We start from the raw sequence: 20,886 nt of genomic DNA, 5'->3' as shown, positions 1-20,886 counted from the left end.
GCAGAACAGCAGCCCGAGATCGGACGAATCATGTTGTCGTCGATGGGTTCTCGACGACAAAGGTCGCTTCCACCTCGGCCCTGACTTCCACATCCTGCGGGCGCAGCACGAATTCCGCGGGGCCGTCGGCCGACGGCGCCTGGGCGAGCATGGCCGCCCTGGCGACCGGCGCGGGCCGGTTCATCCCCGGGTCGCTGACACTGCGGACGCTCACCGCGCCGAGGTCCAGGGCGTCGGCGTAGTCCTGGGCGCGCCGCCGTGCCTCGTGCACCGCCTGCTGGCGGGTGTCACGCTCGATGCGCAGTCGGCTGGCCTCGGTCAGCTCCCATTCGATGTGCTGGATCGACAACCCGTCGATACCGGCCGCCCACGACACCCAGGTGGCCAGCTCGTCGACATCGGCGAAGGTGGCCTCGACCGTGACCGAGGCGGAGTGGACCAGGGGTAGCTTCTTGCCGTCCTTGTGCCACGGGCGATGCGAATTCATCCGCACCTGGTCCACCGAGTACGTGGTCACCGGGCCGTCCTCGGGATGGTGCCGCGCTTCGAGGGCGGCCTTGACCTCGGCCAGTGCGGCTGCGACCGACCGGAACACCGGCTCCGGTTGCGGCCCTTCCAGCGCCAGCGTGACGTGGATGGTTCCGAGTTCGGGAGCCAGCGTCACCGAGTGCGCGCCGCGCACGTTGATCTGAACGTCAGTCATATCGCTCACCCTAGAGAGGTCAGCCGACATGCTCCCGTCGCCGCTTGGTGAAGAACTCCACGGCATCGCGAATCGACTCGTGCACGTCGCGCGGCTGCCAGCCCAGTTCGCGGACCGCCTTGCCGTGGTCCATCGGCGCCATGATGTCCATCAGCCGCACCGAGGTCGGCGTCAGTTGCAGATCGCGGCGGGTCACCGCCGCCGCCACCCCGCCGAGGATCCCCGCGGCGCGCAGCAGCGGCTTGGGGATTCCCCATCGGGGCGCAGGCACGCCCGCGGCCTGCGCGGCGGTCTCATACAGGTCGCGGTAGGGCAGGAACCGCTCCGAGACGATGTAGCGCTCCCCCACCCGGCCGCGTTCGCCGGCCAACACCAGCGCCTGTGCGGCATCCTCGACGCCGACCACCTCGGTCGCCATCCCGGCCATGTAGAAGCCGAGTTTCCCGAACGCCGCGGCGGCCACCAGCGCGCCGTGCGGAGTGGGCTGCCAGTCCCTGGGCCCGTAGGTGTTGGACACGCACAGCGCGACGGCAGGCAGACCCTTGTCCCGGGCGTAGCTCAGCACCATGTCCTCGGCCTGCACCCGCGACCGGATGTAGTCCCCGGCCCGTGACCCCCAGTCGAACGGGGTGTGCTCGTCGACGGTCCCGCCGGCGCCCAGCCCGATGGTGCCGATGGTGCTGGTGAAGACGAACCGGTGCAGATCGACCTCCATGGCGGCATCGAGCACGTGGCGCAGGCCCTCGACGTTGGTCCGGTAGAGCGGCGCGGAGTCGCGCAAGTAGGCGCGGGTGTCGACGACGCAGTAGTAGACGACGTCGCAGCCGGCCATCGCGGTGCGCAGCGCGTCGTCGTCGAAGATGTCGCCGTAGAAACGCTGCACCGGCAGGTCGTCGATCGGGCGGGTGGAGCTGGTGCTGCGCAGCATCACTCGCACGGTCTCGCCGCGTTCGACAAGTTGACGTGCCACGTGCGACCCGAGGAAGCCGCTCGCCCCGATCACCAGTTTGTCCGTACCCGTCACGTCCCGCAGCATGCCCGATGAGCAGCCGAAAAGACAGTGTCGAGAATCTGTTCACTGACTGCGCGGGGTGTCGGAGGCTGCGTCGTTCACTAGGATTGGCCGGGTCCGATACCCGCGGAGGCAGAGCACCATTTCGTCGACCACAGACCAGACCACGACCGATACACCGGCAACGGCCACCACCCGGCCGCTGTATGTCGGCACCGGCAACGACGTCAGCGCGGCTGTCGACGCACTCGACGCCCCCTGGTCGTCCGCGGTGGCGGTCGCCGACACCGAACTGCCCGACTTCACCCCGCGGCGGCGCTGGACATCAGTGGTTCTGGGCGCGCTGGGCATCATGGCTCTCGCGGCTCTGGTGGTTGCGGTGATCACGATGGCCCACCAGTCCACCGAGCCCGCAGGGCCGGCTGCCGTCCCGGCTCCCCCTGTCACGACGTCGGCCGCGGCGACCACCACCGCTGTGGTGCCGTCGCCGTCGGCCCCCGCCGACCGCGCACCACCACCGGCCTTCGCCAGCGTCACGGCGACGGCGTCCACCCTCGCACCGCCGCCGGCTGTGCGGCCGGGGGGACCCGACCCGAAACCCGGTGTGCGCGAACGGCTCCATGACCTGTTCCCGCGATTGTTCCCCGACCGGTAGGGCTCAGCGACGCAGCCCGGTGACGATCAGGTACTCCCACTGCATCGTCGCAGTACCGCGGCCCGCCTAGTCCTTGAGGCAGGATTCGGCGCCGTTGATGACGCCGTCGCGGTAATGCCTGATCCGCTCGAACCCGGCACCCTGGCGATCGACGTCTCCGTCGCCGCGGAACACCAGCAGCGCGGTGATCGCTTCGTCGAGGTCTCCGGGCGAGATAGTGAAAGAACTTGTCTCCGAACGGTTCCCGAGCACCACGCTGGCCGTGTATGCGCCCGCGAAGCAATCTCCGCGCAGTGACTGGGTCTTGTCGTCGGACTGATCGTTGGCCCGCGTCATCGCGGCCAGGCCGTACTGGGTGGCCAGCAGGGTGGCCACCGCGAAGTCACCGCCCTGGCGGTACACCGTCGGCATCGCGTCGACGTTGTCCCAGCCGATGTAATCGTCCGGGACGCAATAGAACAGCGCGTAGTCCTTGGTGGAATTGCCCCCGCACAGCGGCGGGTTGGCCGGGTCGAACGGCTCCAGGCCCTTGAGCGGGACCCACTGCCCGCCGTCGGTGAGTTCCGGGTACACCTGGGTCCAGTAGTCCTCCAGGTCGTAGGGCACCCCGTTGACGATCGAGTCGTAGGGCGCATCGCCACCGCTGGCCTCGTCCTCGGCGTCGTTGAAGGGCAGTTCGATGACCACCGGATCGTCGTCGCGGTAGGCCTTGCACGCGGTGGGTCCGTTGTCGTAGCCGTCCTGGAAGGCTCCCACCCGGTCGAATCCACTGCCGTGCGCCGACGGGTCGATCTTGCTGGTTCCCGGCGAGTCACGCAGCTCGAGGATGCCGGCCAGCGCGGTGTCCAGTTCGGCGGCGTTGGCCTTGAAGACGCCGGTGTCCTGAGCGTGCTTGGCCCAGCCGCCGGCGAAGCAGTCGGCCTGAAGTTCCTTGGTGACCGTGCGGGCGGTGAAGTTGGACCGTTCCTGCACCGCATGGCCCCACTCGTGGGCCAGCACGATCGGGATGACGAAATCGCCGAACTTGGACTGCAATTCAGGCAGCAGGTCCTCGGAGTCCCACGCCACGACGTCCTTGGTCGAGCAGTAGAACGCGTTGCCTGAGATGTCGCTGGCGTCGGAGGCGCAGGGCGGCAGGTCCCCGGAGGACGGCAGCACCGCGTAGAAGCCGCCCTCGACCGGCTTGTAGTCACCGCCGTAGAGCTTGGGGTACTCGTCGCCCCAGTACTGCTGCAGGTCTTCGATCGCCGCGACGGCGATCTTGTTCACCGGGGTCGACGCATCGCCGTGGATGGTGACGTCGCTGGCCTTGGGTGGCTGCGACGTGGGTGTCGCAGCCACCGGTTTCGAACCACCGCAGCCGGCCACCAGGATTGCCACCGCGACGACGGGCAGTACACGCGCACGCATGCGCGAAGATTAGCCAGAAACCACGCATTGTGCGCGGTGTACGGCAAAAGACGTGCGCTCAACCTCTCCTGCGGGTTGCTGCAGCGCTACTTGATCAGCGGATCGCGCGGCATACCCAGGATTCGTTCAGCGATCTGGTTACGGGTGACCTCCGAGGTGCCACCGGCAATCGCCATTCCGCGCGCGCCCATCGCCGCGCGGGCAGCCAGCTCACCCTCGCCACCCTCGAGCACCAACTCGGGGCCCAGGAGAGACGCGGCGATGGCACCCTGTTCCTGAAAGTGCTCGGCGAGTTTCAGTTTGGTGATGTTGCCCTCGGGGCCTGGCCCGGCACCCTCGATGCTGCGCACGACACGACGAAGGTTCAGCAGCCGCAGCGCGTGGTCCTCGGCGAGGAACCGGCCGACCCGCTGCCGGGCACCGATGACATGATCGCCGTTGCGCTTGGCCAGGTCCACCAGCCAGGCCGAGGCGGGTGCGATGCCGCCGGCGCCGCCGCCGATACTGACCCGCTCGTTGCCCAGGGTTGCGCGCGCGACCGTCCAGCCGGCGTTGGGTTCACCGACCACGTCCTCGTCCGGGACGAAGACGTCGTTGAAGAACACCTCGTTGAACTCCGAGCCCCCGGTGATCTGCCGCAGCGGACGCACCTCGACACCCGGTGCCTCCATGTCCAGGATCACCATCGTGATGCCCTGGTGCTTGGGGACATCGAAGTCGGTGCGCACGGTGGCCAGCCCACGCTTGCAGTAGTGCGCACCGCTGGTCCACACCTTCTGGCCGGTGATCGTCCACCCGCCGTCGACCCGGGTGGCGCGGGTCTTGACCGCCGCGGCATCCGACCCGGCCGACGGTTCAGAGAACAGCTGGCACCAGATCTCGTCCTTGCGCAGCGCCTTCTCGACGAATCGTTCGATCTGCGAAGGAGTTCCGTGCTGGACCAGGGTCAGGATGACCCAGCCGGTGATGCCGTAGTCGGGGCGAGTGATACCGGCAGAGGCGAACTCCTCCTCGATCAGCAGCTGCTCGATGGCACCGGCGGCACGGCCCCACGGCTTGGGCCAGTGCGGCATGATGTAGCCCGTGGCGATCAGCTCGTCGACCTGAGCCTTCTCCTCGAGCTTGGCGAGTTCGGCTGCGTCGGAGCGGATCTGCTCGCGCAGTGCGTCGGCGTCGGCGGGCAGGTCGAGGCTGTTGGCCCGGCTCACCCCCAACGCGGTCAGGTCGAACACGTCGGTCGACGGACCGTCGCCGCCCAGCAGGGCCTGCAGGGTCAACGCCCGGCGCAGGTGCAGATGCGCGTCGTGCTCCCAGGTGAAGCCGATGCCGCCGTGCACCTGGATGTTCAGCTCGGCGTTGCGGACGTAGGCACCGAAGGCCAATGTCGCTGCTGCCGCGGCGATCAGTTCGAACTGAGACTGCCCTTGCTCGGCGGAGTCTCCCGCCGCGCGGGCGGCGTCCCACGCCGCGGCGACGGTGGACTCGGCGGCCACCACCATGTTGGCGCAGTGGTGCTTGACCGCCTGGAAGGTCGCAATCGTGCGGCCGAACTGTTCACGCACCTTGGCGTATTCGACCGCGGTGTCCACGCAGTCCGATGCCCCGCCGGCGGCCTCGGCCGCGAACAGCGTGCGCGCGTAGGCAACCGCGGCCGAGGTCGCTTCGGTCAGGATGTTGTCGCCGACGGACACCTCGGTCAGGGACACCCGGCCCGAGCGGCGGGTGCGGTCGAGGTTTCCGGGCACCTCGACCGTCACCCCGCTCGCGTGCCGATCAACGAGCACCACGTCCTCACCGGCTACCAGCAGCAGCAGGTCGGCCAGACCGGCACCGAGTACCACGCCCGCGTCGCCACTCGCCTTACCGTCGGAGACGGTCACGTCACCGCCGAAACCGATTGCAGCAGTGACGGTTCCGTCGACCAGGCCCGGCAGCAGCCGGGCCTTCTGCTCGTCGGTACCGACGGCGGAGATGACGGCAGAGGCCACCACGGTCGGGACGAACGGCCCCGGGGCCACCGCACGGCCGAGTTCGTCGACGACGACGACGAGTTCGGGCAGCCCGTATCCCGAGCCGCCGTACTGTTCGTCGACGTGCAGGCCGAGCCAGCCGAGTTCGGCCAGCTCGGCCCAGAACGCCGGCCGGGCCTCCTCATCGGAGTCGAGGAGCTCTCGCGCGGCCCAGCGCGCCTTCTGCGCGGTCAGGAAGGAACGCGCCACCTCCCCGAGTTCGCGGTGGTCGTCGGTCAGTGCGATACCCATCGGTGTCCTCTCGAGGCTGCGCTAGTTCTCCTACTGCCTTACCACATCACCTGGGAGCGAAGCGCTGTCCGGCGTCCAGGCGGATGCACTGCCCGTTGAGCATCGGGTTCTCGACGATCGCCGAGACCAGCTTGGCGAACTCCTCGGGCTTGCCGAGCCGCTTCGGGAAGGCGGCGTCCTTGGTCAGCGCCTTGGCGAACTCGTCAGGGATGCCCTTGGTCAGGCCGGTGGCGAACAGGCTGGGCGCGATGGCCAGTGCACGGATCCCCACATTGCCCAGGTCGCGGGCCATCGTCAGCGACATGCCGGCGATACCGGCCTTGGCGGCGGTGTAGGCCACCTGGCCGATCTGTCCCTCGAACGCCGCGATGGACGCGGTGTTGATGATGACGCCGCGCTCCCCGGTCTCCTCGTCCTCAGGCTCGTTCTTGGCCATGTGGGCCGCGGCCAGCCGGCTGATGTTGAAGCTCGCGATCAGGTTCAGGTCGATCGTGCTGCGGAAGGTCTCCAAGGCGTGCGGGCCGTTCTTGCCCAGCGTCTTCTCCGCGACGCCGCCGCCGGCCGTGGTCAGGATGACGTGCAGGCCACCGAGCGCGTCGACGGCGTCGGCCAGCACCTTCTCGGTGCCCTCGAAGTCGGTGACGTCGATAGCGAAGAACGGGCCGCCGACGGCAGCCGCGACCTCGGGTCCGTCGGTGCCCTCGCGGTCCAGGATCGCCACACTGGCGCCGCGCGAGGCCAGAAGCTCAGCACTTGCCCGCCCGAAGCCCGAGGCGCCGCCCACGACGATCACCTTCTTGCCCGAGATCTCCATCCGATTCCTCCTGTTGTCGTTGCCGCCGCGGCCCTTACCGTGCGACTTTCAGTTCCACATCGGTAGCGACGTTACCGCTCGTCATCGATCGGTAATGAACGTGGGTCGCCACCTCGGCGGTAGGTTAGCGACATGGCCCGAACCAGCATTGGTCTGCGGATGGGCGCCGGTATCGCCGCGGCTGCGGTGGCCGTCGGCGTAGCGCAGTTGCTGGCGGTGCTCTTCTCTCCCGCGGCAGACGCCCGCACCGCGGTCGGGACGGCCGTCATCAACCTGACGCCGGGCCCGGTCAAAGAATGGGCGATCCAAACCTTCGGCACCGCCGACAAGTTGTTCCTGTCGGTGATGGTGCTCGTGGTGATCGCAGCGCTGGCCGCCGTCACCGCGATCTGGGAGCGCTCGCGGGTGCCGACCGGCACGCTGGCGATCCTGGCCGGCGCCGTCGCCGGAAGTGCGGCGGTGCTCTCGCGGCCCGAAGCTCACGTCACCGACATCATCCCGACCCTCGTCGGCGCGGCGGCAGGCATCGCCGTGCTGCGCTGGCTGACCTCCGGGCGGATCACCGAGGGACGCGAAACCGCCGCGACGCAGGCCGCCGGGGTCGACCCGGGCCGGCGACTGTCCCTGGTGACGTTCGGCCTCGCCGGGCTCGGACTGGTCAGCGGGGTGGCCGGCGCGGCGATCGGCCGTGGCCTGCGCTCAGTGTCCGGCGACCGGGATAGTTTCGCGCTGCCCACCCCGACTTCACCCGCCCCGCCGATACCCGCCACGGTGCAACCGGCCGGCGTGCAGCTGCCGAGCTTCATCACGAGCAACGCCGACTTCTACCGCATCGACACCGCACTCAGCGTCCCCCAGCTCTCCCGCGCCGACTGGCGGTTGCGCATCCACGGCATGGTCGACCGCGAGATCACCTACACCTTTGAGGACCTGCAGAAGTTCGAGCCGATCGAGAAGGTCGTGACGCTGGCGTGCGTGTCGAACCCGGTCGGCGGTGACCTGATCTCCAATGCCACCTGGACCGGCTACCGGGTGCGGGACCTGTTGAGCGCAGCCGGAATTCACTCCGATGCCGACATGATGCTGTCCACCTCCGTCGACGGCTTCACCGCGGGTACCCCGGTCGAGGCGCTCACCGATGCACGCGACTCGATGCTGGCGATCGGGATGAACGGGGTACCGCTGCCCGTCGAGCACGGCTACCCGGCACGGCTGGTGGTGCCCGGGCTGTACGGATACGTCTCGGCCACTAAATGGGTGACGGACCTGGAATTGACCCGCTTCGACCGGGCGCAGGCCTACTGGACCAAGCTGGGCTGGTCCGAACGCGGCCCGATCAAGACCGAGTCGCGCATCGACGTTCCCCGCGACGGGCAGAAGGTTGCGCAGGGGCCGGTCACCTTCGGCGGGGTGGCCTGGGCCCAGAACCGCGGCGTGAAATCCGTCGAGGTCCAGATCGACGACGGCCCGTGGCAACAGGCCCAGTTGGGGGCGTCGTACTCCAACGACGCGTGGCGGCTGTGGAGCTTCCCGTGGACCGCCACCCAGAGCGGTACACACACCATCACGGCGCGCGCCACCGACAACACCGGCGCGGTGCAGACCGAAGACCAGGCCCTGCCGGCACCCGACGGGGCGAGCGGCTGGCCCTCGATCACCTTCGAGGTCAGCTAGTCCCTCCGCCGAGACTGATGTGACGCAGATGCGCACTCGCAGTTTGTCGGCGTCCGTTCAATCTCGGTGATGTCGGTCGGCCATGCCACCCTGGATGCATGTTGCTCGGCGATGTTGCGGCGGCCTCGGCCGATGTGACGGCGACGTCGTCGCGGCTGGCGAAGGTCGCCCGGATCGCCGACCTGCTCAGCGCCACACCAGACCCGCAGCTGGTCGCGATCGTGGTGTCCTGGCTGTCCGGTGAGCTGCCGCAGCGCCAGATCGGTGTCGGCTGGGCGGCTCTGCGCTCACTGCCCGCGCCTGCCGCCGTTCCGGTGCTGACGGTCAGCGCCGTCGACGCAGCGTTCAGCGAGATCGGGGCGGTGGCGGGCAAGGGGTCGCAAGCCCGGCGCGCCGGCCTGCTCGGCGGACTATTCGGCGCCGCGACGGCCGACGAGCAGCTGTTCCTGCGCCGGCTGCTGTCCGGTGAACTGCGCCAGGGCGCGCTCGGCGGCGTGATGGCCGACGCCGTCGCCAAGGCCGGTGGCCTGCCGGCAGCCGCGGTGCGTCGCGCGGCCATGCTCGGTGGTGAGCTGCCTGCGGTCGCCGCCGCGGCGCTCACCGGCGGCGTGCAGGCCCTCGACGAGTTCACCCTGCGCGTCGGCAGGCCGGTCGGGCCGATGCTGGCCCAGACCGCGACGGGAGTGGCCGAAGCACTCGAACGCCTCGGCGGGCACGCCGTATTCGAAGCCAAGCTCGACGGGGCACGGGTTCAGATTCACCGCAGCGGCCAGGACGTCACGGTGTACACCCGAAGCCTCGACGACGTCACCGCACGACTCCCCGAGGTTGTCGCGGCCGCCCGCGCGCTGCCGGTCACCGACCTGATCGCCGACGGGGAGGCCATCGCCCTGCGGCCCGATAACCGTCCGCACCGCTTCCAGGTCACCGCGTCCCGGTTCGGCAGGAGCGTCGACGTCGCGGCCGCTCAAGCAGCTCAACCACTTTCGGTGTTCTTCTTCGACGTCCTGCACCTCGACGGCGTCGACCTGCTCGACGAACCCGCACATCGGCGCATCGCCGCGCTGGAGCAGATCGTGCCTGCCCACCAGCGTGTCGACCGGCTCGTCACCGCCGATCCTGCTGCCGCGCAACAGTTTCTGGATGCCACCCTGGCAGCCGGGCACGAGGGCGTGATGGCCAAGTCGCCGGCCGGTCCATACGAGGCGGGCAGGCGGGGCGCAGGCTGGCTGAAGGTCAAACCGGTGCACACCCTGGACCTGGTTGTGCTGGCCGTCGAGTGGGGGTCGGGCCGCCGCACGGGCACGCTGTCCAACATCCACCTCGGTGCGCGCGATCCGGTCAACGGCGGCTTCGTCATGCTGGGCAAGACCTTCAAGGGCATGACCGACGCGATGCTGCAGTGGCAGACCGAACGGTTCACCGAGCTGGCAGTCGACGGCACGGCGGGTTACGTCGTCACAGTCCGGCCCGAACAGGTCGTCGAAATCGCATTCGACGGTGTGCAGGGTTCCAGCCGCTACCCCGGCGGGATGGCGCTGCGCTTCGCCCGCGTGCTGCGCTACCGCGACGACAAGAGCCCGGCCGAGGCCGACACCATCGACACCGTTCGCGCCTTCTATGAGCGCAGCAGCTAAACCCGCGCGAATTCGGCTTTACCGCGCTCGAATTCGGCCAGCATCTCCGCGGTGAGCGTCGGGCGGATCTCCCCGATCGCGTCGAGGTAGTCCGGCGTACCCGCGGGCTCGCCACGGCCATGCCGCATCTCGCGTTCGAACGCGGCCTGCGATCCCTTGCGGGCGGCGAATTCGATGTCGGCCGGGGTGAAGAACTCCGAGGCCGCGACCAGTTGGTCGACGTCGACCTCGGCGCAGGCCTTGCCCAGGTAGCGCTGCCACACCGCCCGGCGGGCCGGCTGGTCCGGCGGGCCGACCGGGATGACGTAGTCGAAGCGCCCCGGCCGCAGGAACGCCGAGTCCAGCGAGTGCACGGCATTGGTGGCGCACACCAGCAGCCGGCTGTCCTTCTGGCGGAAGGCCGGAATGAGTTTGAGTAGCTCGTTGGTCACCCCGAGTTCGGCCGTCGAGGCCCCCGAGCGTGCGGTCGCGATCTCCTCGACCTCGTCGATGAACAGCACCAGTTCGTCGAGTTCGGCCAACTCGGCGAAGGCCTCCCGCAGGGAGGCCGCCAGCCCGCCGGTGCCGGTGGCCAGCCGCGACGGGAACAGTTCGACGAACGGCCAGCCCAGCCGCGACGAGATCGCCTTGGCGAAGCTGGTCTTGCCAGTTCCGGGCGGCCCGAACAGGATCACCGCCTTCGGCGGCTGCACGCCGTAGCGTTCGGCGACCTCGGGATGGGCGAGCGGGTCGACGATGCGGCGCTCGATGATCTGCTTCTCCTGCTCCATACCGGCCATCTCCCCGAGCAGGCCGGGCGGCAGGAATTGGCCGCCCAGTTCGTCGAGCAGGTTGGCCTGATCCAGGCCCAGGTGCTCGACCATCTCGAAATAGACCAACCCGTCGCGCCGCACGTAACCGGAGTTCTCCAGGGCCGCCGCACCGGTGGCACCCTCGGGCATCACCGCGCAGATCCGCCGCACACCCTGCGAACGCAGCCGTCGCTCGAGGTCACCGAGCAGCGCGCTGCCGATCCCACGGTGCCGCCAGCGGGAACCCAGTGCGACCAACAGGATCCAGGCCCGCTCACCCTGGGTCTGGGCCACGGCCATGCCGACCACCTCGTCGCCGACCTCGGCGACCACGGCGGGCTGACCGCTGCGGGCGGCCGCCATCACCTCGGCCACGGTGAACACCGGCTCACCCGAAACGAGGCTCCGGCTCTGGTCCCAGACCTGGATGGCTTGATCGAGGTCCTCGTCGTGATAGTCGCGCAAACGCCACGGCGGCATCGCCCACCTCCTTCGGTGTCAGGCGAATCGTGCATCGGCGCGCGGGCGACGGCATCCCCCGATCGGTGGTTTTCGGGTGTGGTTGTGACGCGGATGCGATGATTTCCACCTCCCAAGCAGAAAGCGAGTCGATGAGCAGCACCGAAGCCGACCTGGTCGACGGCGTCCCCCGTAGCCGCATCGTGGTCGCCTCGATGGTGGGCACCACCATCGAGTTCTACGACTTCTACGCCTACGCCACCGCGGCGGTCCTGGTGTTCCCCCAACTGTTCTTCCCGAAGGGCAACCCGACCACCGCGTTGCTCGCGTCGCTGGCCACCTTCGGCTTGGCGTTCGTGGCGCGTCCGTTGGGCTCAATCCTGTTCGGCCACTTCGGCGATCGGGTCGGGCGAAAGGCAACCCTGGTCGGGTCTCTGCTGACCATGGGTATCGCCACCTTCATCATCGGGCTGCTGCCCACCTACCCCCAGGTGGGTCTGGTCGCTCCTGCACTGCTGGCAGTGATGCGGTTCTGCCAAGGCCTGGCGCTGGGAGGTGAGTGGAGCGGCGCCGCCCTGCTTGCCACCGAGACCGCCAAACCGGGCCGCCGGGGCTGGGCGGCGATGTGGCCGCAGCTGGGTGCGCCGTTCGGCTTCCTGCTGGCCAATGGCCTGTTCCTGGCTCTCATCACCTGGCTGGGCAACGGCAGCGCCAAACCCGATCCGCAGGGCGCGTTCATGACGTGGGGGTGGCGCGTCCCGTTCTTGCTCAGCGCCGTGATGGTCGCAGTCGGGCTGTACGTGCGGCTGCGGTTGACCGAGACGCCGGTGTTCCGGCGAGCACTCGAGCGCGGTGAACGGGTCAAGACGCCGCTGACGGAACTGTTCCGCACCAGTTGGCGGCAGCTGATCGTGGGCACGTTCGTGATGCTGGCGACCTACACCTTGTTCTATATCGTGACCACCTGGGCGCTGAGTTACGGCACCGGCAAGCGGCCGCCCGACGGCACCGGCCTCGGGTTCGGATACGTCGAATTCCTACGCCTGCAGTTGATTTCGGTGCTGTTCTTCGCCGCGCTGATTCCCGTTGCTGGCCGGCTCGCCGATATCTTCGGACGGCGGCGCACCCTGCTGGTGATCACCGCGGCGATCATGGTCTACGGGGCGGCGTTCGGATTCCTGCTGGCGCCCGAGCGGGCCTCCGACGGGGCGATGCTGCAGTTCCTGGTGATCGGCATGGCCCTCATGGGGCTGACCTTCGGACCGATGAGTGCCGTTCTGCCGGAGCTGTTCCCGACCAACGTGCGCTACACCGGTTCGGGGATCGCCTACAACGTGGCCAGCATCCTGGGCGCTGCGGTCGCACCGTTCATCGCGACCTGGCTGGCCACCAGCTACGGCGTCGGATGGGTCGGCGTCTACCTGATGGCGGCCGCGGCCCTGACCTTCATCGCGCTACTGGTGATGCGCGAAACCAAAGACGACTCGCTGGATTCGGAATCGATCGGCGATCACCTCGGCGACAGCGTCCACCCCGGCTGACGGCTCAGCCCCGCCCGCTGCCGCCGCTACTCGCCGAGGCCGATGACTTCTGACGGTTCGACGCCGCCGGGCGCTGGTGGCTCGACGCCGACGTCGTCGCTGCCGCTGACGTTGCCCTCTTAGACGAGCCGGATGCCGCGGCCGAGAGCACGAGGGTGTTGTTGATGTTGATTCCCGGGCCGGTCTGTTTGATCGTGGCCCCGTTCTGGCCGATCGAGCCGGCAATCGAGAGCGGACCGGGAATCGATGTCACGATGGTTCTGGAGCCGCCGAGATTGAACACCGTACTGAGCACCGAGGGTTTCGCGGGGCCGGCTGGGATCGCGAAGGTGCCCGCGCCGAGGAAGTTGCCCCGCCCTCCGACATTGAACGCGTTGTTCAGCGTGCCGTAGACCTCGATGAACCCTCCGGTGTCACCTTGTCCACCGCCGAGGTCGAGTGCCAGGTTGACATTGCCCGCCACCAGCAGCGTGTAGGTGCCGGTATTGGGTGGAATGTCGAGTCCCTGGCTGCCCAGGCTCACGGCGGTATTGAAGAAGTCGGTGCCCGAGACGCTGCCGACAACCGCAGCGACCCGCTTGCCCTGGACGATGGCGGTGGAGAAGTTACTGTGCGTCACGGCCACGGAGTTGGATCCGCCGCCGTAGGCCAGGTTCACCGATCCGTCGGCGGTCGCAATCGTGGTCTGCCCGGCGGTGTTACCGAGTCCGTTGGCCAGCGCGATGGTGAAAAGTCCTGTGGCACTGGCAGTTGCGCCGGGCCCCACTGCAATCGCGATGCTCGTGATGCTGCTGGTGCACTCGGCGGAATTGCCGAGGCCGAAGAAGGAGGCACACGTTGCATTGGCGGTGGCCGGCGATACCATCGCCGCGGCGAGGGCGGCGGACGTGAGCGTGCCGCCTACCAAGCCGACGAGCTTACGACGACTGCAACCGTTCGGCACTGTGGACTGAATCATGGTGTGGTTCCTGACTATTGCGGCCTCGGCCGTATCGCGGATTGATGAGAATCCGGCTGCGACCGTCGATTCGGAGGCTGCCGCCACCAGCGCCGGTGTTCCTGCACCGGCAAGACGTGGGCCGCCGGGCCCACTCCAGCCACCGCTGGCGCGATTCCTCGTCGCCGCCTCTTACGTGACCCCCCGCGTCCATCTAACGCTCAGGCCACGACCCAGTAGCCCGGAACAGTCAGATCGCCCGGACTGTGGCCGCAGTCAGCCGCCGGCGTCCAACACCGCGTCACACAACGGCTGCGTCGTCGCGATCAGCCGGGCGTTGGCTTCGTCGACCTCGTCGGCCCACGCCGCGGCGGCCTGCGGTGTGCGGCCACCGGCGATATGGCGGGCCACCAACCGTCGGCGCCGAACAGGCGCCGGGCAGTCCAGGTAGTACACCCGGTCGAGCACGCCGCGGACCGCAGCCCAGTCCCCGTCGGGCAGCGCCAGGTAATTGCCTTCGGTGACCACCAGCGGTGAATCGCGGGCCACGACGTGACCGGCCGCCACCGGCTCGTCGATCTCGCGGCTGAACGCAGGCGCATATACCTCGCCGGCCGCGTACTCCGAGCGCACCCGTCGCAACAGTGCGGCATAGCCCGCGGCGTCGAACGTGTCGGGTGCACCTTTGCGATCACGACGACCCAGCCGGTCCAGAACCGCGTTGGAGAGGTGAAACCCGTCCATCGGCAGATACGACGCCCCGGGGAAATTGGCCACCAGGGCCTGCGCCACCGTCGACTTGCCCGCCCCCGGCGGCCCGGTGATGCCGATGACCACCCGCCCGGGTGCGGCGGCGAGCATCTCTGTGACGTCTGCGACCAGAGCGTCCAGGAAAGTTTCGCGGGCGTAACTGATGGCTAACTGCTTTCGATAGGCCGGGTAGGTCGGGGATGACGACCGTAGGCAGGACAATCCATGAATCCATTTCGGACCATACGCAGTCGGGGGATCATCAGGGCGGCCATCGTTGCCGCGGCCGGGTTGCTGTTGCTGGGCAACCTCACCGCGCCGCCACCGACGGCACGGGCCGCCGAGGTCGAGTTCCTCAGCGTCCCCTCGCCGTCGATGGGCCGCAACATCACCGTGCAATTCCAGGGTGGCGGACCCAAGGCGGTCTATCTGCTCGATGGCCTGCGCGCCCAGGACGACCGGAACGGCTGGGACATCAACACCGGCGCGTTCTCCTGGTTCAACGATTCCGGGGTCTCCGTGGTGATGCCCGTCGGCGGTGAGTCGAGCTTCTACACCGACTGGTACCGGCCGGCGGTCGGCAACGGCACCACCCAGACCTATAAGTGGGAGACGTTTCTGACCTCCGAACTTCCGGCCTGGCTGTCGGCGAACAAGGGCGTCAGCCCCAGCGGCAACGCCGTGGTCGGGTTGTCGATGTCGGGCAGTGCCGCGCTAATCCTGGCCGCCTACCACCCGGGCCAGTTCGTGTACACCTCGTCGCTGTCGGGCTTCCTGAACCTCTCGGCCAGCCCCTGGCCGGTCCTGGTCTCGGTGGCCATGGCCGATGCCGGCGGGTTCAACGCCCTCGACATGTGGGGGGCGTACGGCGGGGCGGCCTGGCAGCGCAACGACCCGATGCTGCATATCGGCCAACTGGTCGGCAACAACACCCGCGTCTGGGTGTACAGCGGCAACGGCAACCCGACCGACCTGGATGCCGGGCTGGGCAACGCCCAGATCTCCGCGCAGCTGCTGGAGGGTCTAACTATCCGGACCAATCAGGAGTTTCAGAACCGCTACCAGGCCGCAGGCGGGCGCAACGGCGTCTTCAACTTTCCGCCCAACGGCACCCACAGCTGGGGCTATTGGGGTGGGCAGTTGCAGGCGATGAAACCCGACATCCAGCGGGTGCTCGGCGTGGCACCGACCGCCTGACGTCGCGCCGAGTGGCCACCTAGTGCACGCATTTCGCCGATCGGCGTGCCGCAACTGGCCACTCGGCCCGGCCGGAGCATGACGAGAGGCCCGATCCCTTGTTCAGGGACCGGGCCTCTCTGTGTCACGTTGTGTCCGCACCCCACGGCCGCTGTCTTTAATTCCCAGTGCGGCGCCCGCCCAAACCCGGTTGGGCGGAAATATCGGACACGGTTTACCTTCGTTTGATAACCGTGGTGCGCAGATAAGGGGTCGTGGATGGATCTGTCCTGGTCAGCTGAGGATCTGCGGTTCCGCGACGATGTGCGCGCGTTCCTCGACGAGAAACTCACGCCCGATCTGCGCCACGCCGGCCGGCTGATGACCAGCGTCTACGCCGACCACGAGGCGAGCATGGCCTGGCAGGCGATCCTGCATGAACGCGGCTGGGCGGCACCGGCATGGCCGGTCGAGTATGGCGGCTGCGACTGGTCGCTGACCCAGCACTACATCTTCAGCCGCGAATCGACCCTGGCCGGCGCTCCATCGTTGTCCCCCATGGGCATCAGGATGGTGGCGCACGCCATCATCGCGTTCGGCACACCCGAGCAGAAGGACTACTTCCTGCCGCGAATTCTGACCGGCGAGGTGTTCTTCTGCCAGGGCTACTCCGAGCCCGAAGCCGGCTCTGATCTCGCCGCGCTGTCGATGGCGGCCGTCGACGACGGCCAGGATCTGGTCTGCACCGGCAGCAAGATCTGGACCACGCACGCCGGAGAGGCGAACTGGATTTTCACCTTGGTGCGCACATCGCGGTCGGCCAAGAAGCAGCAGGGCATCACCTTCGTGCTCATCGACATGAATACTCCGGGCATCGAGATCCGGCCGCTGGTGATGACGTCCGGAGAGAAGATCCAGAACCAGATCTTCTTCGACGCGGTCCGGGTGCCCAAGTCCAATGTGCTCGGCCAGATCGACGACGGCTGGACGGTGGCCAAGTACCTGCTGGAGTTCGAACGAGGCGGTGGCGCCACCGCACCGGCCCTGCAGGTGATGGCCGAGTCGGTCGCCGCCGAAGCACAGACGCAGACCGGCCCGGCCGGTGGGCCGCTGATCGACGACGCCGCCTTCGCCGCGAAACTCGCCGACATCAGGATCCGCACCGAGGTTCTCGAGGTCCTCGAATACCGCGTCCTGGCAACGGTTGCCGAAGGCAAGAACCCCGGCGCGGCATCGTCGATGCTCAAGGTTCTGTCCACCGAACTGTCCCAGGCGATCACCGAACTGGCACTCGAGGCCGCCGGGCCGCGTGGGCGGGTGTATCAACCGCACGCCACCCGCCCCGGCGGGCCGATCGAAGATTTCGACCCACCCCGCGATGGGTACATCAGCGGCCAGCCGTGGCAGGCCGTCGCGGCGCTGCGCTACTTCAACGACCGGGCCGGCTCTATTTACGCCGGCTCCAACGAGATTCAACGCAACATCCTGGCCAAAGCGACCTTGGGGCTGTAGATGGACTTCAATCTGAGCAAAGAGCAAGAGCTGCTGCGCGACGGCCTCGGGAAGTTCCTGGCCACCCGCTACGAGCTGGAGAAGAGCCGCACCGCCGCCAAGGTGGGCCTGGGCTGGCAGCCCGACATCTGGCGCGGCTTCGCCGAGGAACTCGGCATTCTGGGTGCCACGCTGCCCGAGTCGGCGGGCGGCATCGGCGGCGGGCCCACCGAAATCATGGTCATCGCAGAGGAATTGGGCCGTGCGCTGGTGATCGAGCCGTTCGTCGAGACCGCCATCGTGGCGGCCGGGCTGCTGCAGCGCGCCGACGGACCCGCCGCCGCCGCGGTGCTCGAGCGCATCGCGGAGGGCAGCGCGATCATCGCGGTGGCGGCCGCGGAGCCGGACTCCGGCGACCGTTGGTCCAGCGTGTCCACCACGGCCGTCCGGGACGGCGCCGACTGGGTGATCACCGGCAGCAAGGCGGTCGTTGTCGGCGCGCCGATCGCGACGCACCTTCTGATCACCGCACGAACCTCGGGTGAATCCGAAGATTCACAAGGGATTTCACTGTTCCTGATCGAATTTGATCCGGCCGCCCCGCCGCGTGGGGTGACGTTGCACAGCTACCGCACCATCGACGACCGGCGGGCCGCCGACCTCGATTTCGACGGGCTCCGGTTGCCGGTGGACGCATTGCTCGACGACGACGTGTGGCCGTCACTGGCTCAGGCCCGCGACGAAGGCGCGGCCGCGGTCTGTGCAGAGGCCGTCGGCGCGATGCGCAAAGTGCTCGCCGACACCGTCGACTACAGCAAGCAGCGCCAGCAGTTCGGCCAGCCGATCGGCAGCTTCCAGGTACTGCAACACCGCATGGTGGACATGTACATGGAACTCGAGCAGGCGGTGTCCGCGGTGTACCTGGCCGTGCTCAACCTCGCTGCCGAAGCGCACGTGCGGGCCAAGGCAGTCTCGGCGGCCAAAGTCACCGTCGGGCGCGCGGCGCGGTTCATCGGCCAGAACGCGGTTCAACTGCACGGCGGCATGGGCATGACCGAGGAGCTGGCGATCGGCCACTATTTCAAACGGCTGACCGCGGTGCAGTACGAGTTCGGGTCCACCGACTACCACCGCACCCGGTACGCCAAACTGTCACGGCCCTAAAAGGTTTGGGCTGCCTTGCGGTTGCGTTCCCGCATCGAGGCGATCACCCCGCCGTCATTGAGGATGTCGGTCCCGGTGAGATAGCCGGCTCGGTCGCTGACGCAGAACGCGAACAGCTCAGCCATCTCCTCGGCTTTGCCCCACCTGGGCACCGCGAAGTCGGCGACCATCGCCCCGGCACCGGCCTTCTCCTCCAGCAGGCCCATCTCGGTATCGACCGACCCCGGTGACACCGACACGATGCGCAGCCCGCGGCCGTTGAATCGTTCTGCCTGCGAGGTGCTGTACCACCGCACGAAGTACTTGCTCAGGCTGTAGGCGAGCCCGGAGCGCATCTGCTCACCCGCCAGGTCGCAGGCCGTCAGCATCTCGTCGAGGAACCGCTGCTCATCAGTCAACGCGAGGTCGAAGTGCCCGGTGGGGACGATCTCGTCGGGCAGCATGTGCGACGCCATCGATGCGACGTTGACGATGGCGGCGCCCTGCGGCGCCGAGGCGAAGAAGGCCTCGTTGACGTGCACTGTGCCGAGTGCATTCGTCGCGACGATGTAGTCGGCGTCGCCCATGCTGGGGCTCACACCCGCGGTGTGGACGACCGAGGCGAGCGGCCCGAGTGCCGCCGCCGTCTCGAAAAGGCGGGTAACGGCCTGGCGGTCGGTGACGTCGCAGTTGACGGTCGTTGCGGTGATGCCGAGTTCGCTCAGCGTGCTCGCCGCCGCGTCGAGTCGCTCGCCGCGGACGTCGCAGAGCACCAGTTCGTTTTCGCGCCCGAGGATGGTTGCCGTGGCCAGGCCCATGCCGCCCGCGCCGCCTGTGATGATCGAGACCCCAGTCATGGCAGGAGGCTATCTGAGCGCTCGCTCAGCGGAACTGTGGGGCGGTCGTCCGCGTTAGAAAAGCGTCATCGGCGAGCGCCTGACAGATCGCCGACCAAGGACTTGACTGAAGTTTGGAGAGGAGGGTGGTCATGCTGAACAAGATTGTCGGTGCGGTCACACAGATCGCCGAGGCAGGCGGGTCCATCGTCGGGATCCGAAGCGGCACCGAGGAGCCGGACTACACCGTGGAGCGAGAGATCGACGGCGTAGAGATCCGCCGGTACGGCCCGCGCATCGCCGCAGAGACCACAGTCGAATCGGCCGACGAGGAGGCCAGCCGCAACGAGGGCTTCCGCCGCCTGGCCCGCTACATCTTCGGAGCCAACTCGGGCAAGGACAAGATCGCGATGACGGCCCCGGTCGTCCAGCAGCAGAGCGAGAAGATCGCGATGACCGCTCCGGTGGCCACCCAGCGCGACTCGACCGGCGACTGGGTCATCCAGTTCTTCATGCCCTCGAAGTACACGATGGACACCCTGCCCACGCCGAAGGACGAGCGGGTGCGCCTGGTGGAGGTGCCTGGCGAGACGGTGGCGGTGCTGCGCTTCAACGGGCCGTATGGGTCCAAGGCGGTGGCCGTGCATGCCGACAAGCTGCTGGACACCTTGAGCCGCAACGAGATCGAGGCGATCAGTGAACCGCAGGCGTGGTTCTACGATCCCCCGTGGACCGTTCCGTTCCTGCGCCGCAATGAGGTCCTCGTCAAGCTCGCCGCCACCGCGAGTTGACCGCCAGGCGACACTGATTCGCCGACTTAGGGTGTCGGCACCTCCGGTGCGGCGTCCACGGGCGCCGCGGCCGAGGAACCGACCGGCCCGGACGGCGCCGCCGACTGGCCGGGTCCGGCGCTGGCGGTCATCGGGCGCTGCGCCAGCAGCAACAGCGCGTCGCCCATCGTCACGTCCTGGGTCTGAATGGCGTGCCACATGTCACGCAGGTAGCCCATGTTGCGCGTCTGGGTCGGGATGTCGGTGGTGCCGGGCGGCAGGTTGCCCGGGCTGGGCAGGTGCTGCACACCATCGGTCGGCTGACTCGGGTCGGCCGACACGGCCTGTGCGCTGGCTTCCACCGGAACGACGGGAGCGGGCACCGGTTCGGCCGGATCGGCAAGCGCGGCGGGCGCGGTCGCGATAGCCAGCCCTGCGCCCAGCGCTGCGAGCCCGAGGCAGACGCGGCGCACCAGCGCCGAGCTGTGGACGGTCGTGTTCGTCGTGTTGGTCACCGTCATGTCCTCCGCGGTCGTCCCGGACGGCGAAACCGGTCATATCTCCCGGTGAGCGCCCTATACCGGTGATTCCGATGCTGCTTGCATTTTGTTACACCAGCCACTTGCGTCACGTCAGTTTCGACAATCCCGCCAACCTCGGCGCACCCCGGGCGTCCCCGTGCGCCTGCAGGGCGGTTCGGGTCCAATCGCCACCCCCGGCGGCTACGCTGACCAGCAAGAACACAGAATCGGCTTGAAACCGGGCATACCCGGGTGTAAAGATTCGTTGCCCGCAGAACCTGGGATACCGGGGGTTCTGGCGCGCC

Annotated in this window: 18 protein-coding genes; 8 read left to right on the top strand and 10 right to left on the bottom strand. The window is 68.2% G+C overall.

The window, feature by feature from the left end; genetic code table 11:
- Positions 1 to 28: 28 nt before the first annotated feature.
- Together OG976_RS21585 and OG976_RS21580 are read right to left on the bottom strand one after the other, a co-directional pair.
- Positions 29 to 703 (bottom strand): SIMPL domain-containing protein, encoded by a 675-nt coding sequence (locus tag OG976_RS21585; RefSeq protein WP_328353370.1) that lies wholly within the window; start codon positions 701 to 703, stop codon positions 29 to 31.
- 19 nt (positions 704 to 722) lie between these two features.
- Positions 723 to 1,727 carry an NAD-dependent epimerase/dehydratase family protein gene (locus OG976_RS21580; protein WP_328353367.1) on the bottom strand — a complete coding sequence of 335 codons (1,005 nt, stop codon included), beginning with the start codon at positions 1,725 to 1,727 and terminating at the stop codon, positions 723 to 725.
- Between the two features lie 67 nt (positions 1,728 to 1,794).
- Between OG976_RS21580 and OG976_RS21575 the strand changes: the two genes are divergently transcribed.
- Positions 1,795 to 2,370, top strand: coding sequence for a hypothetical protein (locus OG976_RS21575; protein ID WP_328353365.1), 576 nt, complete (start codon positions 1,795 to 1,797; stop codon positions 2,368 to 2,370).
- Between the two features lie 66 nt (positions 2,371 to 2,436).
- Here OG976_RS21575 and OG976_RS21570 read toward each other — a convergent pair whose 3' ends face one another.
- From OG976_RS21570 to OG976_RS21560, 3 genes are all read right to left on the bottom strand, one after another.
- Positions 2,437 to 3,780, bottom strand: coding sequence for a neutral zinc metallopeptidase (locus OG976_RS21570; RefSeq protein WP_328353363.1), 1,344 nt, complete (start codon positions 3,778 to 3,780; stop codon positions 2,437 to 2,439).
- Positions 3,781 to 3,866: 86 nt separating this feature from the next.
- A complete protein-coding gene (locus OG976_RS21565; protein WP_328353360.1) occupies positions 3,867 to 6,041 on the bottom strand; it encodes an acyl-CoA dehydrogenase in 2,175 nt (724 codons plus the stop codon).
- Positions 6,042 to 6,087: 46 nt separating this feature from the next.
- Positions 6,088 to 6,855 (bottom strand): SDR family NAD(P)-dependent oxidoreductase, encoded by a 768-nt coding sequence (locus OG976_RS21560; protein ID WP_328353357.1) that lies wholly within the window; start codon positions 6,853 to 6,855, stop codon positions 6,088 to 6,090.
- A gap of 132 nt (positions 6,856 to 6,987) precedes the next feature.
- On the opposite strand from OG976_RS21560, the gene OG976_RS21555 reads away from it, so the two are divergent.
- Complete coding sequence (locus OG976_RS21555; RefSeq protein ID WP_328353354.1) at positions 6,988 to 8,529, top strand: molybdopterin-dependent oxidoreductase; 1,542 nt, start codon at positions 6,988 to 6,990, stop codon at positions 8,527 to 8,529.
- 98 nt (positions 8,530 to 8,627) lie between these two features.
- A complete protein-coding gene (locus tag OG976_RS21550; RefSeq protein ID WP_328353351.1) occupies positions 8,628 to 10,166 on the top strand; it encodes an ATP-dependent DNA ligase in 1,539 nt (512 codons plus the stop codon).
- Here OG976_RS21550 and OG976_RS21545 read toward each other — a convergent pair.
- On the bottom strand, positions 10,163 to 11,437 hold the full coding sequence (locus tag OG976_RS21545) for an ATP-binding protein (RefSeq protein ID WP_328353348.1): 1,275 nt from the start codon (positions 11,435 to 11,437) through the stop codon (positions 10,163 to 10,165). The genes OG976_RS21550 and OG976_RS21545 overlap by 4 nt on opposite strands.
- A 131-nt stretch (positions 11,438 to 11,568) precedes the next feature.
- Here OG976_RS21545 and OG976_RS21540 point away from each other — a divergent pair, with 131 nt between their 5' ends.
- Positions 11,569 to 12,957 (top strand): MFS transporter, encoded by a 1,389-nt coding sequence (locus OG976_RS21540; protein ID WP_328353345.1) that lies wholly within the window; start codon positions 11,569 to 11,571, stop codon positions 12,955 to 12,957.
- A 4-nt stretch (positions 12,958 to 12,961) separates the two neighbouring features.
- On the opposite strand, the gene OG976_RS21535 is transcribed toward OG976_RS21540, so the two are convergent.
- Both OG976_RS21535 and OG976_RS21530 read right to left on the bottom strand, forming a co-directional pair.
- Positions 12,962 to 13,915 (bottom strand): hypothetical protein, encoded by a 954-nt coding sequence (locus OG976_RS21535; RefSeq protein ID WP_328353342.1) that lies wholly within the window; start codon positions 13,913 to 13,915, stop codon positions 12,962 to 12,964.
- Between the two features lie 255 nt (positions 13,916 to 14,170).
- Positions 14,171 to 14,866 carry a nucleoside/nucleotide kinase family protein gene (locus tag OG976_RS21530; protein WP_442930369.1) on the bottom strand — a complete coding sequence of 232 codons (696 nt, stop codon included), beginning with the start codon at positions 14,864 to 14,866 and terminating at the stop codon, positions 14,171 to 14,173.
- A 3-nt stretch (positions 14,867 to 14,869) separates the two neighbouring features.
- On the opposite strand from OG976_RS21530, the gene OG976_RS21525 reads away from it, so the two are divergent.
- The 3 genes from OG976_RS21525 to OG976_RS21515 all read left to right on the top strand — a co-directional run bounded on the left by OG976_RS21525 (position 14,870) and on the right by OG976_RS21515 (position 18,475).
- A complete protein-coding gene (locus OG976_RS21525) occupies positions 14,870 to 15,841 on the top strand; it encodes an esterase family protein (protein ID WP_328353339.1) in 972 nt (323 codons plus the stop codon).
- A 258-nt stretch (positions 15,842 to 16,099) separates the two neighbouring features.
- Positions 16,100 to 17,332, top strand: a complete 1,233-nt coding sequence (locus OG976_RS21520) for an acyl-CoA dehydrogenase family protein (RefSeq protein ID WP_328353337.1) — start codon at positions 16,100 to 16,102, stop codon at positions 17,330 to 17,332.
- Positions 17,333 to 18,475 carry an acyl-CoA dehydrogenase family protein gene (locus OG976_RS21515; RefSeq protein ID WP_328353335.1) on the top strand — a complete coding sequence of 381 codons (1,143 nt, stop codon included), beginning with the start codon at positions 17,333 to 17,335 and terminating at the stop codon, positions 18,473 to 18,475.
- Here OG976_RS21515 and OG976_RS21510 read toward each other — a convergent pair.
- Positions 18,472 to 19,311: an SDR family oxidoreductase gene (locus tag OG976_RS21510; protein ID WP_328353333.1), complete on the bottom strand. Its 840-nt coding sequence runs from the start codon at positions 19,309 to 19,311 to the stop codon at positions 18,472 to 18,474. The two genes, OG976_RS21515 and OG976_RS21510, sit on opposite strands and share 4 nt — an antisense overlap.
- Positions 19,312 to 19,442: 131 nt before the next feature.
- Between OG976_RS21510 and OG976_RS21505 the strand changes: the two genes are divergently transcribed.
- The gene (locus OG976_RS21505) at positions 19,443 to 20,081 is read left to right on the top strand and encodes an SOUL family heme-binding protein (protein ID WP_328353330.1); all 639 of its coding nucleotides are present in this window, start codon (positions 19,443 to 19,445) and stop codon (positions 20,079 to 20,081) included.
- Between the two features lie 26 nt (positions 20,082 to 20,107).
- On the opposite strand, the gene OG976_RS21500 is transcribed toward OG976_RS21505, so the two are convergent.
- The gene (locus tag OG976_RS21500) at positions 20,108 to 20,575 is read right to left on the bottom strand and encodes a dopamine receptor D4 (protein ID WP_328353327.1); all 468 of its coding nucleotides are present in this window, start codon (positions 20,573 to 20,575) and stop codon (positions 20,108 to 20,110) included.
- Positions 20,576 to 20,886 lie beyond the last annotated feature (311 nt).

The organism is Mycobacterium sp. NBC_00419 (genome assembly GCF_036023875.1).
Taxonomy (GTDB): Bacteria; Actinomycetota; Actinomycetes; order Mycobacteriales; family Mycobacteriaceae; genus Mycobacterium.
This window is presented reverse-complemented; position numbering and strand designations above follow the sequence as displayed.

Bases quoted from the DNA above. Each gene is read 5' to 3' on its own strand.
- OG976_RS21525 (WP_328353339.1), top strand. From the start codon at position 14,870: ATGAATCCATTTCGGACCATACGCAGTCGGGGGATCATCAGGGCGGCC.
- OG976_RS21515 (WP_328353335.1), top strand. From the start codon at position 17,333: ATGGACTTCAATCTGAGCAAAGAGCAAGAGCTGCTGCGCGACGGCCTC.
- OG976_RS21565 (WP_328353360.1), bottom strand. From the start codon at position 6,041: ATGGGTATCGCACTGACCGACGACCACCGCGAACTCGGGGAGGTGGCG.
- OG976_RS21510 (WP_328353333.1), bottom strand. From the start codon at position 19,311: ATGACTGGGGTCTCGATCATCACAGGCGGCGCGGGCGGCATGGGCCTG.
- OG976_RS21570 (WP_328353363.1), bottom strand. From the start codon at position 3,780: ATGCGTGCGCGTGTACTGCCCGTCGTCGCGGTGGCAATCCTGGTGGCC.
- OG976_RS21535 (WP_328353342.1), bottom strand. From the start codon at position 13,915: ATGATTCAGTCCACAGTGCCGAACGGTTGCAGTCGTCGTAAGCTCGTC.
- OG976_RS21520 (WP_328353337.1), top strand. From the start codon at position 16,100: ATGGATCTGTCCTGGTCAGCTGAGGATCTGCGGTTCCGCGACGATGTG.
- OG976_RS21555 (WP_328353354.1), top strand. From the start codon at position 6,988: ATGGCCCGAACCAGCATTGGTCTGCGGATGGGCGCCGGTATCGCCGCG.
- OG976_RS21550 (WP_328353351.1), top strand. From the start codon at position 8,628: ATGTTGCTCGGCGATGTTGCGGCGGCCTCGGCCGATGTGACGGCGACG.
- OG976_RS21545 (WP_328353348.1), bottom strand. From the start codon at position 11,437: ATGCCGCCGTGGCGTTTGCGCGACTATCACGACGAGGACCTCGATCAA.
- OG976_RS21505 (WP_328353330.1), top strand. From the start codon at position 19,443: ATGCTGAACAAGATTGTCGGTGCGGTCACACAGATCGCCGAGGCAGGC.
- OG976_RS21540 (WP_328353345.1), top strand. From the start codon at position 11,569: ATGAGCAGCACCGAAGCCGACCTGGTCGACGGCGTCCCCCGTAGCCGC.
- OG976_RS21585 (WP_328353370.1), bottom strand. From the start codon at position 703: ATGACTGACGTTCAGATCAACGTGCGCGGCGCGCACTCGGTGACGCTG.
- OG976_RS21560 (WP_328353357.1), bottom strand. From the start codon at position 6,855: ATGGAGATCTCGGGCAAGAAGGTGATCGTCGTGGGCGGCGCCTCGGGC.